Source organism: Ruegeria sp. C2, from assembly GCF_056537765.1.
On record NZ_JBQFRZ010000001.1, the window covers coordinates 177490 to 192905 of the forward strand.

The following is a 15416-nucleotide window of genomic DNA, read 5'->3' on the forward strand; positions in this document are numbered from 1 at the left end:
TGCGTCGCACAAGCACCTACTATTCCGTACCCCTTCCTTCCGCGGGCAGGCTTGTGTTCCCCACATGGTCCTGCCCGCGTTTTTCTTTTCTGCGCAAGCACGAAAAGAACGGCAAAAAGCTGCGCATAACGCCGATTTGTCGGCTTTGATATTGCATAACAATGCTGGGTTTCGGCATCTGGCGACAAAGACGTCAAGAAACCTGAAAGGGCAGTATCTATGCGAACCTCACGAATTTTCCTTGTACTCGCGACCTGCGCGGGCCTTGCGGCCTGCGGTGACACAGTGGGCGAACAGGCCATCCTTGGCGGCGGTGCCGGGGCGGTCGGTGCAGCGGTCCTCAGTGCGGACCCGCTGTTCGGCGCTGCGGTCGGTGCCGCGGGCAACGTGCTGTATTGCAAGACGCAGAACAACTGCAACTAACTCTGAATTGATCGGGGCGGTCCAAGTCCCGTCCGTCATCGCGCATCACGCCGTCGTGGGGTTCACGCCCCACGGCGGCGTTTTGCGTTTCCAGAACACCAAGACAAAGGACGTTCCATGTTCAACAAGATCCTGATCGCCAACCGGGGCGAGATCGCCTGCCGGGTCATCAAGACCGCGCGCAAGATGGGAATCAGCACCGTTGCCATTTACTCGGACGCGGACAAGAACGCGCTGCATGTGTCGATGGCGGATGAGTCGGTGCATATCGGCCCGCCGCCTGCCAACCAGTCTTATATCGTGATCGACAAAGTCATGGATGCGATCCGCCAAAGCGGCGCGCAGGCGGTGCATCCCGGTTATGGCTTCCTGTCCGAGAACTCTAAATTCGCTGAGGCGCTGGACGCTGTAGGCGTGGCTTTTGTCGGCCCTCCGGTGGGCGCGATCGAAAGCATGGGGGACAAGATCACATCGAAGAAGATCGCACAGGATGCGGGTGTTTCGACGGTGCCCGGCTATATGGGCCTGATTGAGGATGCGGATGAAGCCGTCAAGATCTCCAACGACATTGGCTATCCGGTCATGATCAAGGCCAGCGCCGGTGGTGGCGGTAAAGGCATGCGGATCGCCTGGAACGATGAGGAAGCGCGCGAAGGATTCCAGTCGTCCAAGAACGAGGCTGCGAACTCGTTCGGTGATGACCGTATTTTCATCGAGAAGTTCGTGACCCAACCGCGCCACATCGAAATTCAGGTTCTGTGCGACAGCCACGGCAACGGCATCTATTTGGGCGAACGCGAATGCTCGATCCAGCGCCGCAACCAGAAAGTGGTGGAAGAGGCACCATCGCCTTTCCTTGACCCTGAGACCCGCAAGGCGATGGGCGAGCAGGCGGTGGCCCTTGCCAAGGCTGTGAACTACGCCAGTGCCGGCACTGTTGAGTTCATCGTAGACGGAGAAAAGAATTTCTACTTCCTCGAAATGAACACCCGCCTGCAGGTGGAACACCCGGTGACCGAACTGATCACCGGCGTGGACTTGGTGGAGCAGATGATCCGCGTGGCCGCCGGCGAGGAACTGTCGATCAACCAGGATGACGTTACGCTGACCGGCTGGGCCATTGAAAACCGCCTTTATGCCGAAGACCCCTATCGCGGCTTCCTGCCCTCGATCGGTCGTCTGACCCGTTATCGCCCGCCACAGGAAACTGCGGCTGGTCCGATGCTGGTGAATGGCAAATGGCAGGGTGATGCCCCCGAAGGACCGTCAGCTGTGCGCAACGATACCGGCGTCTATGAGGGCGGCGAGATCAGCATGTATTATGACCCGATGATCGCAAAGCTCTGCACATGGGCACCGACTCGTGAGCAGGCGATTGAGGCCATGCGCGTGGCGCTGGATAGTTTTGAGGTCGAAGGCATTGGCCACAACCTGCCGTTCCTGTCGGCGGTGATGGATCATCCGAAATTCATCAGCGGCGACATGACCACGGCCTTTATCGCCGAAGAATATCCGGAAGGTTTCGAGGGCGTAGAACTGCCCGAGGCCGATCTGCGCCGGATCGCAGCCTCTTGTGCTGCAATGCACCGGGTGGCCGAGATTCGCCGCACTCGCGTGTCGGGCAGGATGGACAACCATGAACGCAAAGTTGGTTCTGATTGGGTTGTCACCCTGCAGGGTCAGGAATTTGCCGTTGCCATCGATGCAGACAAGGATGGCTCGACCGTGACTTTCGCAGATGGCACCACTTCACGTGTTGCATCGGACTGGACGCCTGGCGACCAACTGGCCGTGCTGGACGTGGACGGCAGCCCGCTGGTTCTGAAGGTTGGCAAGGTTTCGGGCGGTTTCCGCATCCGCAATCGCGGCGCGGACCTCAAGGTGCATGTGCGTACTCCGCGTCAGGCCGAACTGGCCCACCTTATGCCCGAAAAGCTGCCGCCAGATACGTCCAAGATGCTGCTCTGCCCGATGCCCGGTCTGATCGTGAAGATCGATGTCGAAGTGGGGCAGGAAGTGCAGGAGGGGCAGGCGCTCTGCACTGTCGAGGCGATGAAGATGGAAAACATCCTGCGCGCCGAGAAGAAGGGCGTGGTCGCCAAGATCAACGCAGGCCCGGGCGACAGCCTGGCCGTCGACGATGTGATCATCGAGTTCGAATGATCATGTTCGCGCTTTCGCAATATCACACCGGGTCTCCGGCGTTCCGCGCCGGGGTCTTCGGGCGTGGCGAAAGCGCTCAGCCGCCCTCACGCCGTTCGCGGATTTCGCGTTCGCGCAGAGGGGTTTTGTCGATGGACCGGCCGATCTCGCGCACGCTCCAGGGGCTGGGCTTGCGCAGCTTGACCACGCCATCCTTGTCGACAAACACCATCTGGAACCCACGTGGGCGCAGCTGCGAGCGGATTGGCGACCGCGCCTTTGGATCGGTATCGGTCAGTACGATCACGTCGCGATCCCGCATCGCCTCTTCACCTTCCAGCAGCATGTCGATCTGCTGTTGGAAACGCGGGTCAGCGGGCGTGTCGGCGAAGACGACGATTGGGCGATTGACCCAGAGGAACTCATCCAGCGTGCTATCGCCCGCGGGCCGGACAAAAGCGTCATCCGCAGGTGCGGACCCGTCGGCTGCTATGGCAGCCAGCGGGAATAGTGCCGAGAAAACAAGGGCAAGCGTGCGTGTCATGTGGCCTCCTGTTGTGATGAATATAGCCTCTGCTTGGGCGAATGCGACTGGCGAAATGTCCATAAGCATCAAAAATATGTTCATCAGACGCGGTTCTATCCATCAAGTAGCCACCAGAGGGTACAGAAAACCCGCCATTCCTTCGATCTTTCGGACAGGAGTGTAAGCGGATGGAAATTATCCTGCATTGCGGCGCACATCGGTGTGCAAGCACCAGTTTCCAGAACTATCTGAGCCGGAATACTCAGATACTCGCCAATCAAGGATTGGCATATTGGGGGCCGGAACGAACACGTTCCAATGGCCTCAACAGCCTGAACAAACTAACGCCCGAGGTCTGTGACAGGATACGTCGCGAGTTGGACGCATGTCAGCAAGATGGTGCGATGCAGCTTTTGGTCAGCCAAGAAAACTTTGTGGGCTCGATGTCGCGCAATATTGCCTTCGCGTCACTTTATCCCGGACTGCAGAAGCGCGGGCATCTCTTGGCGCAGGCCTTTGGTGGCAGAGTGACCAAAATCGCTCTGAATATCCGAGCGCTGGACACGTATTGGTCTTCCGTGGCCGCCTACAAGTTCAAACGTGGCGGTGACCCTATAGAGCCGGCAAAATGGAAACGCATCGTGCAAAGCAAGCGGAGCTGGCGCGATGTCATCACCGACTTAAGTCACGTCTTCCCGAACGTCCCATTGCTCGTTCTGCCTTTCGAGGATTTCGCGGGCTGTCAGCAGGCGCAGCTTGCGGCGCTGATGACTGGCCCCGCGCCCGCATTCAGCGACGGCCTTGCGCTGAATGCTGCACCCATGCCCGCGCCCTTTGGACTGAGCGCTGAACAGGCGATGAAGCTTTGGGCCGACTACGCCGATGATTTGGAATGGCTGGCCTCAGGTGCTGATGGGCGGGCCGAACTGATCTGCCGGACAGATGAAAATATGTGCGGGGCCACCCCCGCCGAAACCGGAATTGAACAGAGGAAACCGACATGACCGACACGAAAGACTGGCAGGCGCTGGCCGAGAAAGAGCTGCGCGGACGCCCGTTGAACGATCTGACCAAGGAAACATTGGAAGGCATCGACGTCAAACCGCTCTATACGCAGGCAGATACCGCTGATCTGCCGCATATGGATTCTTTGCCCGGTTTTGGTCCGTTTACACGGGGCGTGAAGGCGACGATGTATACGGGCCGCCCGTGGACCATTCGTCAATATGCCGGTTTCTCGACCGCCGAGGAATCGAACGCCTTTTACCGGCGCAATCTGGCCGCGGGTCAGCAAGGTGTTTCCGTAGCCTTCGATCTGGCGACGCACCGGGGTTACGACAGCGACCACCCGCGCGTGGTGGGCGATGTCGGCAAGGCAGGTGTGGCCATCGACAGTGTCGAGGACATGAAAATCCTGTTCGACGGTATCCCGCTGGACAAGGTCTCGGTCTCGATGACGATGAACGGCGCGGTGATCCCGGTTCTGGCCAGCTTCATTGTTGCGGGTGAAGAGCAGGGGCATGACAAATCCGTGCTGTCGGGCACCATTCAGAACGACATTCTGAAAGAGTTCATGGTGCGCAACACCTATATCTATCCGCCTGAGCCGTCGATGAAGATCATCTCGGACATCATCGACTACACCTCGAACGAGATGCCCAAATTCAACTCGATCTCGATCTCGGGCTATCACATGCAGGAAGCCGGGGCGAACCTGGTGCAGGAACTGGCCTATACGCTGGCGGACGGGCGCGAATATGTCCGCGCCGCAACCGAGGCCGGGATGGACGTGGACAAGTTCGCGGGCCGTCTGTCGTTCTTCTTTGCCATCGGCATGAACTTCTTCATGGAGATCGCCAAACTGCGCGCCGCGCGGACCCTGTGGCATCGCGTGATGACCGAGTTTGGTGCGAAATCCGAACGCTCGAAGATGCTGCGCACCCACTGCCAGACCTCGGGCGTGTCGTTGCAGGAACAGGACCCTTATAACAACGTGATCCGTACTGCTTATGAGGCCATGAGCGCGGTTCTGGGCGGCACGCAGTCGCTGCACACTAACGCTCTGGACGAGGCTATTGCGCTGCCCACTGATTTCTCGGCCCGCATCGCGCGGAACACGCAGCTGGTGCTGCAGGAAGAGACCGGCGTGACCGATGTGGTCGATCCTCTGGCGGGTTCCTATTATGTCGAAAGCCTGACCAACGAGCTGGTCGAAAAAGCCTGGGCCCTGATGGAAGAGGTCGAGGAAATGGGCGGTATGACCAAAGCCGTCGCCAGCGGCATGCCCAAGCTGCGGATCGAGGAAAGCGCGGCGCGCCGTCAGGCCATGATCGACCGGGGTGAAGAAGTCATCGTCGGTGTCAACAAATACCGCAAGGAACAGGAAGACCCGATCGACATTCTGGACGTCGACAACGTGGCCGTGCGCGAAGCACAGGTCGCCCGTCTGGAACGCATCCGCGCCACTCGAGACGAGGCCGCCTGCCAAGCGGCGCTGGGCGCCCTGACCAACACCGCCAAAGAAGGCGGCAACCTGCTGGCCGCCGCCGTCGAGGCCGCCCGCGCCCGCGCATCCGTAGGAGAGATCAGCATGGCAATGGAAAAGGAATTCGGCCGCCACCGCGCCGAAGTGAAAACCCTGGCCGGTGTCTATGGTGCCGCTTACGAAGGCGACGAAGGCTTTGCCGCGATCCAGAAATCCATTGAAGATTTTGCCGAGGCCGAGGGTCGTCGTCCGCGTCTGCTGGTGGTCAAGATGGGGCAGGACGGTCACGACCGGGGTGCCAAGGTGATCGCGACGGCGTTTGCGGATATCGGGTTTGACGTGGACGTTGGCCCTCTGTTCCAGACCCCTGCAGAAGCGGCACAGGACGCGGTGGACAACGATGTGCACGTGGTTGGGATCTCATCACAGGCTGCCGGGCACAAGACATTGGCGCCACAGCTGGTCGAGGAGCTGAAAAAGGCCGGGGCCGAGGATATCATCGTCATCTGTGGTGGTGTCATCCCGCAGCAGGACTACCAGTTCCTTTATGACCACGGCGTCAAGGCAATCTTCGGTCCCGGAACCAATATCCCCGATGCTGCGCAAGATATCCTGCGTTTGATCGGCGAAGCCAAAACCTGACGCGGGCCAAGATTTTTCGTACGAAAAATCTTGTGATCCTGCGCCTTTGCGGAAAACATGCGACCAGACCCATGCGGTCTGGTCGTTTGTCTTTGGGAGGCGTCTTCATGTTACTGGATCATCTGGCCGTTGCAGGCGAAACGCTGGAAGAGGCCTCTGCCCATATCGAACAGGCGCTGGGCGTGCGGTTGCAGGCGGGCGGCAAGCACGAAAAATTCGGAACGTATAACCGGCTACTGGGTCTTCGCGACGGGCTTTATCTGGAAGCTATTGCAATCGACCCCGAAGCCCCCAACCCTCAAAGGACCCGTTGGTTCGATCTGGATCGGTTCGCCGGATCACCCCGCCTGACAAACTGGATTTGTCGGGTTCCGGATCTTGAGGCATCGCTGACCGTCTTTCCCGATGGTGTCGGCCAGCCTATCGATCTGGCCCGGGGGGCTCTACGCTGGCGGATGGCGGTCCCACCAAACGGACGTCTGCCGTTCGACAATCTCTTTCCCGCACTCATCCAATGGGAGGGTGATCTGCATCCGGCGCAAATGCTGCAAGACAGCGGCTGCCGGTTGCGCCGCCTGATCGTGTGCCACCCGGATGCTCTGGATCTGGCCAAGAGCTTGGGTGCGCTGGATCATGTCGTGTTTGACAGCGGCCCCGCTGCATTGTGCGCCGAAATTGAGACACCCCACGGGCTGCGCGTGCTGGAATGAATATCCGTCAAGCGGTAGCCGAAGACGCACCCGAAATTGCGGCGATTGCGAATGCGATCATCCGTGACACGCTGATAACCTTCACCACCGATGAGCGTAGCGTCGAAAGTGTGGCCGCAGAGATCGAAACCCGAGGCCCTGCCTTTCTGGTGGCCGAGCGCAATGGCGAGGTTCAGGGTTTTGCGACCTACGGGACCTTCCGCGCGGGTCCCGGATACGCGCAATGCTGCGAACATTCGATCCAGTTGGTGCAGCAAGCCAGAGGGCAGGGTATGGGCCGGGCGTTAATGCAGGCATTGGAGGACATCGCAGCCGTAAGCAAAGTACATGTTCTTGTCGCGGGTATTTCATCGGCTAACCCTGCAGCGATCGCCTTCCATTCGGCGATTGGCTTCGAACAGGTGGGCCGTATGCCCGAAGTGGGGTTCAAATGGGGGCAACGGTTGGATCTTGTTCTAATGCAAAAAATACTCGGCCCGCAGTCATCTGTCGCACCTGACAGTCGCGTCAAGTCACGCTAGGGTGCGCCCATGTCAATCTGGAGCAGAATAGCCGACGCGCTGAACGCGCTGGCCCAAGGCGAAAGCCTGACCGCAGTTTTCGAAAAACTGCGCACGCCGCCCGAGCGCTCGGTGGCCTTTGCGATTGCCGTCGTGGCACTTGGGGCCAAGATGGCAAAGGCTGATGGTCAGGTGACACGGGATGAGGTGACGGCATTCCGCGAAGTGTTTCAGATCGCGCCCGAGGATGAAGACGGCGCGGCCAAGGTCTTTGACATGGCCCGAACCGACGTTGCGGGCTACGAGGACTATGCCCGCAAGATTGCCGGCATGTTTGCCGAAGACAGCACGACGCTCTGCGATTTGATGGAGGGGCTGTTTCACATCGCCATGGCGGATGGGTTTTATCACCCCAACGAAAACCAGTTTCTGGAAGATGTCAGCCGCATCTTCGGCCAGACCGACGCGCAGTTTATGGCGTTGCGGGCGCGTTTCGTGCCGGATGCCCCGAAGGACCCTTATACCGTTCTGGGCGTGGCGCGCGATGCTCCACTGTCGGAAATTCGCAAGGTCTGGCGACAGCTCGTGCGGGAAACGCATCCCGATGCAATGATAGCCCGTGGCGTTCCGGAAGAGGCCGTGCGTTTGGCCGAGAAAAAGATGATCGACATCAACCGCGCCTGGGATGAGATCAACGGCGCTCGGGTCTGAGCCGTGCGTCTGGCGACCTACAATATCGAATGGTTCGCCAACCTGTTTGATCGTAAGGATAATCTCGTGGTCGACGACAGCTGGTCGGGTCGCCACGATGTGACCAAGGCCCAGCAGATCGAAGCAATTGCCAAGGTTCTGACGGCGATTGACGCCGATGCCGTGCTGATCGTCGAGGCCCCGAATACGGGCAAAACTCAGAATACGGTGCGTGCCCTGCAGGGTTTTGCTGCGGCCTTCGATCTGCGTACAAACCATGCGATCATGGGATTTGCCAACAACACCCATCAGGAATTGGCATTGCTCTACGACCCTGAGGTGCTGAAGGCCCGTCACGATCCGATGGAGACCAACGATGCCCCTCGGTTCGACCACGAGTTTCGCATAGATCTGGATGTGGATGCGACCGAGGATCAGGTACAGTTCTCAAAACCGCCGATGGAGCTGGCGATTGAGACAACCTCGGGGCAGGTGTTCCGTCTGATCGGGGCGCATCTGAAATCCAAAGCCCCGCATGGGGCCGGGTCGCGCGACGAGATGATCCGTATCTCGATTGCCAACCGTCGCAAGCAGCTGGCCCAGGCGGTTTGGCTGGCCCGGCGGGTCAAGCACCATTTGGCAGAGCAGGAACCGGTTATCCTGTTGGGGGATCTGAATGACGGGCCGGGGTTGGACGAATTTGAACATCTCTTTGGCCGCTCATCGGTCGAGATTCTGTTGCAAGCGGGATTGTACGACCCCCATGCCGCGCAAGCATTGGAACTGCGCCCCGGCTCGGTTCCGGCAACAGCGCGCTTTGCACGCCCGAAAGAAGGGCGATATCTTGAAGCGCTTCTGGATTACATCATGATCAGCGATGACCTGCGCGCCTATGAGCCGGACTGGCGCATCTGGCATCCGTTTCGTGACACTGCCTGTTGGGCCAATCCCGAGCTGCGCGAAGCCTTGCTCGCCGCGTCCGATCACTTCCCGGTGACGCTGGATATCAAGCTCTGACCTTTCAACCTTCGCTGCAGCTGCTTATATTCACGATATGAGACATCTTATGCTGATCTCTGCGGTATGTACCGCACTGGCCCTGCCTGCCCAGGCGCAGGAAGATTCGGACAAATCTCTTATGGAGCGGGGCGCCGAGTTGTTCCTGGAAGGCCTGCGCCAGGAAATGGAACCCACGCTCGAAGACCTGTGGGGGCTTGCAGATCAGTTCGGCCCGGCCTTGCAGTCTTTCATGCAGGAAATGGGTCCGGCACTGGCTGAACTGGCCGCTCAGGTGCGGGATTGGAGCGCTTATGAAGCGCCCGAGATGCTGCCGAATGGTGATATTATCATCCGCAAGAAATCCGAAGAAAAACCTGAGGAGCGCGCTCCGCAAGAAGAACCTTCGGACGGCTTCACTGATATCTGATCATCCCCGCAGGATCACGCGCGGTTCGGATTTCAGCGCCGATGCCAGAGAGTTAAATCGTGCCTCGGCCACCTCGTTGAACAGCGGGCCAGCCGCCTTGGGCAGGCGCAGCTCAAGCACTTGTTTCTTAGGGTAAAAGCGTAGTTTCCCCATGGTCGCGTCACTCTGCATCCATAGCATCGCTCCAAAGCGGAGCGCCTTACCCAGAATCTCGGCCTGCTCCTGCCCGCGCTCGTCGAGCAGTTCATAGAGGTCGATGAACCGGCTACCCTCGCGCTTGTTGCGATATCTGTGTTGCAACGCAAGCCCGATGAACACCCGCTCGGAGTGTTTGATCCCACTCATATTGGCGCGGGTGACGTATTCGAAACAGGCTTCGGCCCGGTAATCCGGGTGGGCACGCCAGCTTACGTCATGCAAAAGACAGGCGGCCTTGATCAGCCGTATCTTTTGATCGGGGGCCGAACGGAACAGAGGCGTGACAAAATCGAACAGGTGTTTTCCAAAGCCGGGCAGGCGCGCATCCTTGGCCTCGGCAAAACGGCAGGCTTCGATCAGCGGATCACGGTCGCGCAGACGTTGAGGCATCTGCTCATACAGCAAACCCTCGCGAATCCCATAGCTTGAGATCGCGATATCCTTGGGTTTGAACGTGCGAATCAACCGTGTCAGCACATCCATCGCATACGGGATCAACGCCATACGTGATCCCGAAACGCCGGCCTGCGCGCGCAGCGTATCCGGGTCGTTATTTTCGATGAACTTTATGGTTTCACGCACTTGACCTTGAGTCATGCGGTATTCGTGCAGAACGTTTAGCGGATAACCCCGGCGCAGCATGTCCAGCCGGGCAAAGGCGCGCCAGCTGCCGCCGACCAGAAACAGACGGTCGCGCTGGGGGCCCATCCGGTCGCGCATCTCTTCCAGAGTTTTCTTGATATAGGCCTTGCGCGCACGTCGTCCGCCCTTGATATCGCGCAGCTTCAGCGGCCCCAGAGGGGATGTCATGCGCCGCCCGACCTTGCCGCCGCCAATCTCGGCCAGCTCGACCGAAGATCCGCCGATATCACAGATCAGCCCATAAGCGCCCGGCCAACCCAACAACACGCCCTGCGCTGACAGCCGGGCCTCTTCCTCGCCATCGACTACGTTGATGATCAGACCGGTTTCAGCTTCGACTTGGGCGCAGAATTCCGGCCCGTCGCTGGCCTCGCGCACCGCGGCCGTCGCAACCGCATGCAGGGCAGGCAAACCCAGATCGTTGGCGAGAAACTGAAATCTCCGCAAGGCGGCCAATGCCCGTTTGCGGCCCGCCGGGTTCAGCCGGCCCGTTTCAGACAGGCCCGCACCAAGTTCGCACATTACCTTTTCGTTGTAGAAATAGGCGGGCGAACGTGCTGCACCGTCAAAGATCACCATTCGGACCGAGTTCGACCCGATATCGACGACCCCGACCCGAGACAGCGCGCGGGCACCCGGGTCTTCGAACAGAGGCTTTCCGAAAAGCCCGTGATCCGGGAAATCAGTCTCGGCGGTCTTGGTCATGGTGTCCCCAGGTCTTTTGCGCGACAGGATGCGAGATCACCCCGCACCGGTCAATTGTCGACATCCGATTGTTCGGCTTCTGTGTTCAATAGACGCACCGCCAGCGTACGGGTGATGTCACGCTTTTCAGTCAGCGCAATGTCATCGAGTTGCTCGACCATCCGCGCGGCGGCTTCAAAACTCCGATCCATGTGTTTGACAAGATAGGCGATCACATCCGGCCCGGGATTGAGCTGTCGGTCGGTAAAAAGTTTGGCCAGTACCGCGCCCAACAGCGCATCGTCGGGTGCCTCAAGCGCGACGTGATGCGCGCCCTCGACCCGGCTTTGCAGATCGGCCAGGGGCAATTGCCAATGCTTCGGCGCGGCGCGTCCGGTCATCAGCAGGGCGTGCCCTTCTGCGAGCACCAGGTTGTGCAGGTGAAACAGGGTTTTCTGTTGCTCTGCATCAGCCGCGATCACCGGAACATCCTCAACCGCAACGGGCGCGCGGGCCAGATCGGGTACGTCGTCATAGCGCAGGGCGGCTGCCTGCACGATCCGCCCGCCGGTCTCGGCTGCCCAGACATGGGCCAGATGGGTTTTGCCAGATCCAGCAGGGCCGCTTAGCACCAGCTTGTTGCCGGGCCAGGACGTGGCCGAGATCATCGCAACCGCCAGCGCATTGGCAGGCGAGACAAAAAAATCCTCGCGGCCCAAGGCGGTCTTGGACGGCAGATCAAAGCTCAGCTGGGTGGCCATTATTCGTCTTCCTGCGGCAGCCCTTCAAGCCCGGTATAGAGGCGGCTGCCCATATATTGCTGGGTTGCGAACCGCGCCAGCACGCCTAGGGCCGCAGCGACTGGCACCGCAACCAGCATGCCCACAAAGCCAAACAGGGCGCCGAAGACAGACAACGCCAGCAGCAACCAGACGGGATGCAGGCCGACCGAACTGCCAACCAATTTCGGGGTCAGAAAGTTGCCTTCGGTCACCTGCCCGATGGCAAAGATACCCGCGACCATGCCGACATGTGCCCAGTCACCCCAGAACTGAAACAACGCCAGACCGATGGCCAGGGTGCCTCCGATCAATGCGCCCAGATAGGGAATGAACGTCACCAGACCGGCGATGAAACCAACGATCAGGCCAAACTGCAGGCCGACCAACATCAGCGCCACCGCATAGTAGGTGCCAAGGATCAGGCAAACGGTTCCCATTCCGCGCACGAACGAGGCCAGAACCGCATCGATTTCACCCGCCAAACGCTTGATCGTGGGCGCGTGATCGCGGGGCAGCAGCTCTCCGATCCGGGCGATCATGCGATCCCAATCCATCAGCAGATAGACGGCCACGACGGGGACGATGACCAGCAGCACAACAACGTTGATCGCGGATCCCAGCGAGGTGAGGACGGTCTGCAGCACATCCCCGGTCTTGGATTTCAACGTCTCTCCGAACGAGACCAACATCTGGTGCGTGTTGGATTCGCGGTCCAGCAGGGCTGGGAACTGTTTCTCGATAAAGGCGCGCAGCTGTTTGAAAAGACTTGGTAACGTATCGACAAGATCCAGCAACTGGGTGATCAGCGCGGGAACCACCATCAAGATCATCAGGACAAAGCCAAGCACGCCGACAACTGTGATGATGCCTGTCGCGGCCATCCGCGAAAGACCCAGCTTTTCCAGCCGGTCGGCCACGGGGTCGAGGAAATAGGCAATTGCTCCGCCGATCACGAAAGGCAGCAGCACGTCACCCAGAAGGTATAGAATCACCACAAAGATCGCGGTGGCGAAGCCCCAGTATCTGAGCTGATCCTTCACCGGCAAGGCCATGGCGCCCTCCCTCGTTGCACAGCGTTGCCGTGTTCTTGACCCATGATGCCCCATGATGCAAGCGGTTCATCGGGCGCGGTTTTCATGCGTCAGTCGGTCAGAGTGCCCAGTTCCGGAGTATCCCCCGTGGCCGTTTCGTCAGGCCAGTTGGTGCGCCAGATTTCCGCCGACCAATGTCCGCAATGTACCGAAGGCCGGTCAAAGCCGGGCAGGGCGGGTAGCAGCGGTGCGACCACCACATCGTGGCGTGGGACAGCAAAATAGGGGAAGGAATAGCGTTCACGCCCGGATCGATTGACAACCCGGTGCGGGGTCGATTTCAACCGCCCGCCTGACCACAGCTCCAGCATGTCGCCGATATTGACCACGAAACCGCCGGGTGGACAGTCTGGCGTAATCCAGCCTCCGGTGCGGGTTTGCACTTCAAGTCCACCGACCGGATCGGGTGCGATGATCGTCAGCGCGTCGGTATCCTTGTGCGGGTGGATGCCATAGCCGCCTTCATCCGGGGCCTGCGGCGGATAATGCAGCAGGGTCATATTGGTCATCGGATCGCGAAATGCCGCGCGCAGGGTATCTGGCGACACCGCAAGCCCCACCTCCAACGCGCCCAGCAGCAGATCGGTCACGCCATCCAACTGTCGCCAGTAACTCAGGATCACATCGCAAGCCTGCGGCACTTCGCGAGGCCAGATGTTGGGACCGTAAAGCGGGCAATCCGCTCGGATCGGAGCATTCTCAGCCGCTTCGAAATGCAGCTTGTACCCTTCGTACTTGTCTGCCGCGCCCGAACCATCATTGGGCGTAAAGAATCCCATCGGGATATACCCACGATAATTTTCGCGGGTGATGGCCTGATCCCATTTGCTGGTCTCTTCGATATCAAAGATCGCCCGCACGCAGTCGCGTACCTGATCAATGCTTTCAGGTTCAATGCCTGTTCCGGTGATCGACAGAAACCCGATGCTTGTGCACGCGTCCATGATCTGCGCGACTGTGGCCTGAAACTGCGGATCAGCAGGATTGGCGAGCGGAGCGATGTCGATGGTTGGGATATGGTCCATCAGGTGATCCTCACACCTTGCCGCTCCAGTTCCCGATGCACGGGGGTCAGGTTCATATTGTCGAGTTCCTGATTGCTTTTCAAAGATATAGCCGCGGCAATACCCGCGCCCTGACCCATGACCGCGCAGCAGGCCATATTGCGCGTCGCTGCGTGGGCGACCCGATCCGCCCCATGCGACCGCCCGGCGACCAGAAGGCCCTTGATGCCTTTCGGCAGCATCGAGCGATAAGGGACCTGCATGTAGCGCCCCGTCGTCGGCAGGATCAGAATGCCATAGCCGTCGATGAATTCCGGATAGATACCGATTGTATCCTCGAACCGACCCTGATGGCGAGCATCATCCTCGGTCATGTTGTAAACCGCGTCGATCTTGCGGGTATCGCGAATGCCGATGGTCATTCCGAAATTCCGCAAACGGGCGTTTTCGCAACCGGGCATGAAACGGCGCAGTGCGTCGATGGCCAGCATCGTTTGACGGCGCCCTTCGATCTCACCCCGCGTCAAACTATCGGGGTCCGTGCCGTCGACCTGATCCAGGTGGATCAGGTTCATATAGGTCAGCTCCCCGGTATCATGCATCGCGCCCCAGGTGCCCGCGATGGTGTTCAGATGCGGCGGGATCAGCCCCTCTTCTATGGCCTGCTGGAAAGGCTTTTTCACAAACGGAGAGAACATGTCGTCCTCTTTGCCCGAGGTTTCGATATTCCACTCTCCGCCACCCCCCCAGTCCTTGTAGGTCTGCGGATCGGCCTTGACGCCTTCCATAAAGGCGCGTTTGTCCACGCCCGCCAGATGGAACATGACCGATGCGGCCATCATGTCTTCACGCGGGGTCTTATGTGTCGGGGCACCCGCACGATGGGCCACATCGGCATCGCCGGTGGCGTCAATCACGACACGGGCCAGAATCGCTTCGCGCCCGGCTTTGGATTCGGTGATCACGCCGGTGATCCGGTCACCCTCCATAATCGGAGCTACGAACTGCCGATGCAGCATGGGATGTACGCCCGCCTCTTCGATCAGGCGATCTGCGACCAGTTTGAAACCTTCGCTGTCCAACTCATAACTCAGCGACTGGCTCTCGGGCACGGCAGCGCCCATATCCTTGGCGCGGGTCTCGAACTCCATCCCGATGCCACCCGCTTCGACGGTTTGCTCATGGCGATACCAGGCAAACCCCTCGACACCGACCGCGGTAATGTTGCCGCCCATGCAGCCGAAGCGATCCATGATGGTAACCTCTGCTCCCGCGCGCGCGGCAGCCAGCGCGGCGGCCAACCCGGCAGGGCCTGAGCCGACCACCAGAATGTCGGTTTGGTGGATCACGGGGATTTGGCGAGCGGGTTCCTGGATGGTCTGCATGGGCGCCTCATGAAATTGCAGTCTTGTCAGAATTCAGAACCCTGACTGGCGGGTCAATCAAAAAACCGACTGACCTTGGGTCGCAA

At 59.6% G+C, this 15416-nt stretch carries 15 protein-coding genes; 9 read left to right on the forward strand and 6 right to left on the reverse strand.

Going from position 1 to position 15416, the window contains the following annotated elements; genetic code table 11:
• Nucleotides 1-219: 219 nt before the first annotated feature.
• Together ACR0IV_RS00905 and ACR0IV_RS00910 are read left to right on the forward strand one after the other, a co-directional pair.
• Nucleotides 220-423 carry a hypothetical protein gene (locus tag ACR0IV_RS00905; RefSeq protein ID WP_480470426.1) on the forward strand — a complete coding sequence of 68 codons (204 nt, stop codon included), beginning with the start codon at nucleotides 220-222 and terminating at the stop codon, nucleotides 421-423.
• 117 nt (nucleotides 424-540) lie between these two features.
• Nucleotides 541-2586: an acetyl-CoA carboxylase biotin carboxylase subunit gene (locus tag ACR0IV_RS00910; protein ID WP_480658342.1), complete on the forward strand. Its 2046-nt coding sequence runs from the start codon at nucleotides 541-543 to the stop codon at nucleotides 2584-2586.
• A gap of 76 nt (nucleotides 2587-2662) precedes the next feature.
• Here ACR0IV_RS00910 and ACR0IV_RS00915 read toward each other — a convergent pair whose 3' ends face one another.
• The gene (locus tag ACR0IV_RS00915; RefSeq protein WP_480658340.1) at nucleotides 2663-3109 is read right to left on the reverse strand and encodes a DUF4174 domain-containing protein; all 447 of its coding nucleotides are present in this window, start codon (nucleotides 3107-3109) and stop codon (nucleotides 2663-2665) included.
• A gap of 170 nt (nucleotides 3110-3279) precedes the next feature.
• Between ACR0IV_RS00915 and ACR0IV_RS00920 the strand changes: the two genes are divergently transcribed.
• The 7 genes from ACR0IV_RS00920 to ACR0IV_RS00950 all read left to right on the forward strand — a co-directional run bounded on the left by ACR0IV_RS00920 (nucleotide 3280) and on the right by ACR0IV_RS00950 (nucleotide 9544).
• On the forward strand, nucleotides 3280-4095 hold the full coding sequence (locus ACR0IV_RS00920; RefSeq protein WP_480658338.1) for a hypothetical protein: 816 nt from the start codon (nucleotides 3280-3282) through the stop codon (nucleotides 4093-4095).
• Nucleotides 4092-6218, forward strand: a complete 2127-nt coding sequence (scpA, locus tag ACR0IV_RS00925) for a methylmalonyl-CoA mutase (RefSeq protein WP_480658337.1) — start codon at nucleotides 4092-4094, stop codon at nucleotides 6216-6218. The genes ACR0IV_RS00920 and scpA overlap by 4 nt, the downstream gene beginning before the upstream one ends.
• Nucleotides 6219-6325: 107 nt before the next feature.
• Complete coding sequence (locus tag ACR0IV_RS00930; RefSeq protein WP_480658336.1) at nucleotides 6326-6928, forward strand: VOC family protein; 603 nt, start codon at nucleotides 6326-6328, stop codon at nucleotides 6926-6928.
• Nucleotides 6925-7449: an N-acetyltransferase family protein gene (locus ACR0IV_RS00935; RefSeq protein ID WP_480470420.1), complete on the forward strand. Its 525-nt coding sequence runs from the start codon at nucleotides 6925-6927 to the stop codon at nucleotides 7447-7449. Before ACR0IV_RS00930 ends, ACR0IV_RS00935 begins: the two co-directional genes overlap by 4 nt.
• A 9-nt stretch (nucleotides 7450-7458) precedes the next feature.
• Nucleotides 7459-8139, forward strand: a complete 681-nt coding sequence (locus tag ACR0IV_RS00940; RefSeq protein ID WP_480470419.1) for a TerB family tellurite resistance protein — start codon at nucleotides 7459-7461, stop codon at nucleotides 8137-8139.
• Between the two features lie 3 nt (nucleotides 8140-8142).
• The gene (locus ACR0IV_RS00945) at nucleotides 8143-9135 is read left to right on the forward strand and encodes an endonuclease/exonuclease/phosphatase family protein (RefSeq protein WP_480658335.1); all 993 of its coding nucleotides are present in this window, start codon (nucleotides 8143-8145) and stop codon (nucleotides 9133-9135) included.
• Between the two features lie 49 nt (nucleotides 9136-9184).
• Nucleotides 9185-9544 carry a hypothetical protein gene (locus ACR0IV_RS00950; protein ID WP_480733093.1) on the forward strand — a complete coding sequence of 120 codons (360 nt, stop codon included), beginning with the start codon at nucleotides 9185-9187 and terminating at the stop codon, nucleotides 9542-9544.
• On the opposite strand, the gene ACR0IV_RS00955 is transcribed toward ACR0IV_RS00950, so the two are convergent.
• The 5 genes from ACR0IV_RS00955 to ACR0IV_RS00975 form a co-directional block, all read right to left on the reverse strand.
• A complete protein-coding gene (locus ACR0IV_RS00955) occupies nucleotides 9545-11089 on the reverse strand; it encodes a Ppx/GppA family phosphatase (RefSeq protein WP_480658332.1) in 1545 nt (514 codons plus the stop codon).
• A 50-nt stretch (nucleotides 11090-11139) separates the two neighbouring features.
• Nucleotides 11140-11829 (reverse strand): P-loop NTPase family protein, encoded by a 690-nt coding sequence (locus ACR0IV_RS00960; RefSeq protein WP_480470415.1) that lies wholly within the window; start codon nucleotides 11827-11829, stop codon nucleotides 11140-11142.
• The gene (locus ACR0IV_RS00965; RefSeq protein ID WP_480470414.1) at nucleotides 11829-12902 is read right to left on the reverse strand and encodes an AI-2E family transporter; all 1074 of its coding nucleotides are present in this window, start codon (nucleotides 12900-12902) and stop codon (nucleotides 11829-11831) included. The genes ACR0IV_RS00960 and ACR0IV_RS00965 overlap by 1 nt, the downstream gene beginning before the upstream one ends.
• Nucleotides 12903-12991: 89 nt before the next feature.
• Nucleotides 12992-13966: an isopenicillin N synthase family dioxygenase gene (locus ACR0IV_RS00970; protein ID WP_480658329.1), complete on the reverse strand. Its 975-nt coding sequence runs from the start codon at nucleotides 13964-13966 to the stop codon at nucleotides 12992-12994.
• Nucleotides 13966-15330: an FAD-dependent oxidoreductase gene (locus ACR0IV_RS00975; protein ID WP_480658327.1), complete on the reverse strand. Its 1365-nt coding sequence runs from the start codon at nucleotides 15328-15330 to the stop codon at nucleotides 13966-13968. The genes ACR0IV_RS00970 and ACR0IV_RS00975 overlap by 1 nt, the downstream gene beginning before the upstream one ends.
• Nucleotides 15331-15416 lie beyond the last annotated feature (86 nt).

Bases quoted from the DNA above. Each gene is read 5' to 3' on its own strand.
- ACR0IV_RS00935 (WP_480470420.1), top strand. From the start codon at position 6,925: ATGAATATCCGTCAAGCGGTAGCCGAAGACGCACCCGAAATTGCGGCG.
- ACR0IV_RS00930 (WP_480658336.1), top strand. From the start codon at position 6,326: ATGTTACTGGATCATCTGGCCGTTGCAGGCGAAACGCTGGAAGAGGCC.
- ACR0IV_RS00970 (WP_480658329.1), bottom strand. From the start codon at position 13,966: ATGGACCATATCCCAACCATCGACATCGCTCCGCTCGCCAATCCTGCT.
- ACR0IV_RS00920 (WP_480658338.1), top strand. From the start codon at position 3,280: ATGGAAATTATCCTGCATTGCGGCGCACATCGGTGTGCAAGCACCAGT.
- ACR0IV_RS00950 (WP_480733093.1), top strand. From the start codon at position 9,185: ATGCTGATCTCTGCGGTATGTACCGCACTGGCCCTGCCTGCCCAGGCG.
- scpA (WP_480658337.1), top strand. From the start codon at position 4,092: ATGACCGACACGAAAGACTGGCAGGCGCTGGCCGAGAAAGAGCTGCGC.
- ACR0IV_RS00915 (WP_480658340.1), bottom strand. From the start codon at position 3,109: ATGACACGCACGCTTGCCCTTGTTTTCTCGGCACTATTCCCGCTGGCT.
- ACR0IV_RS00955 (WP_480658332.1), bottom strand. From the start codon at position 11,089: ATGACCAAGACCGCCGAGACTGATTTCCCGGATCACGGGCTTTTCGGA.
- ACR0IV_RS00910 (WP_480658342.1), top strand. From the start codon at position 541: ATGTTCAACAAGATCCTGATCGCCAACCGGGGCGAGATCGCCTGCCGG.
- ACR0IV_RS00940 (WP_480470419.1), top strand. From the start codon at position 7,459: ATGTCAATCTGGAGCAGAATAGCCGACGCGCTGAACGCGCTGGCCCAA.
- ACR0IV_RS00975 (WP_480658327.1), bottom strand. From the start codon at position 15,330: ATGCAGACCATCCAGGAACCCGCTCGCCAAATCCCCGTGATCCACCAA.
- ACR0IV_RS00960 (WP_480470415.1), bottom strand. From the start codon at position 11,829: ATGGCCACCCAGCTGAGCTTTGATCTGCCGTCCAAGACCGCCTTGGGC.
- ACR0IV_RS00905 (WP_480470426.1), top strand. From the start codon at position 220: ATGCGAACCTCACGAATTTTCCTTGTACTCGCGACCTGCGCGGGCCTT.
- ACR0IV_RS00965 (WP_480470414.1), bottom strand. From the start codon at position 12,902: ATGGCCTTGCCGGTGAAGGATCAGCTCAGATACTGGGGCTTCGCCACC.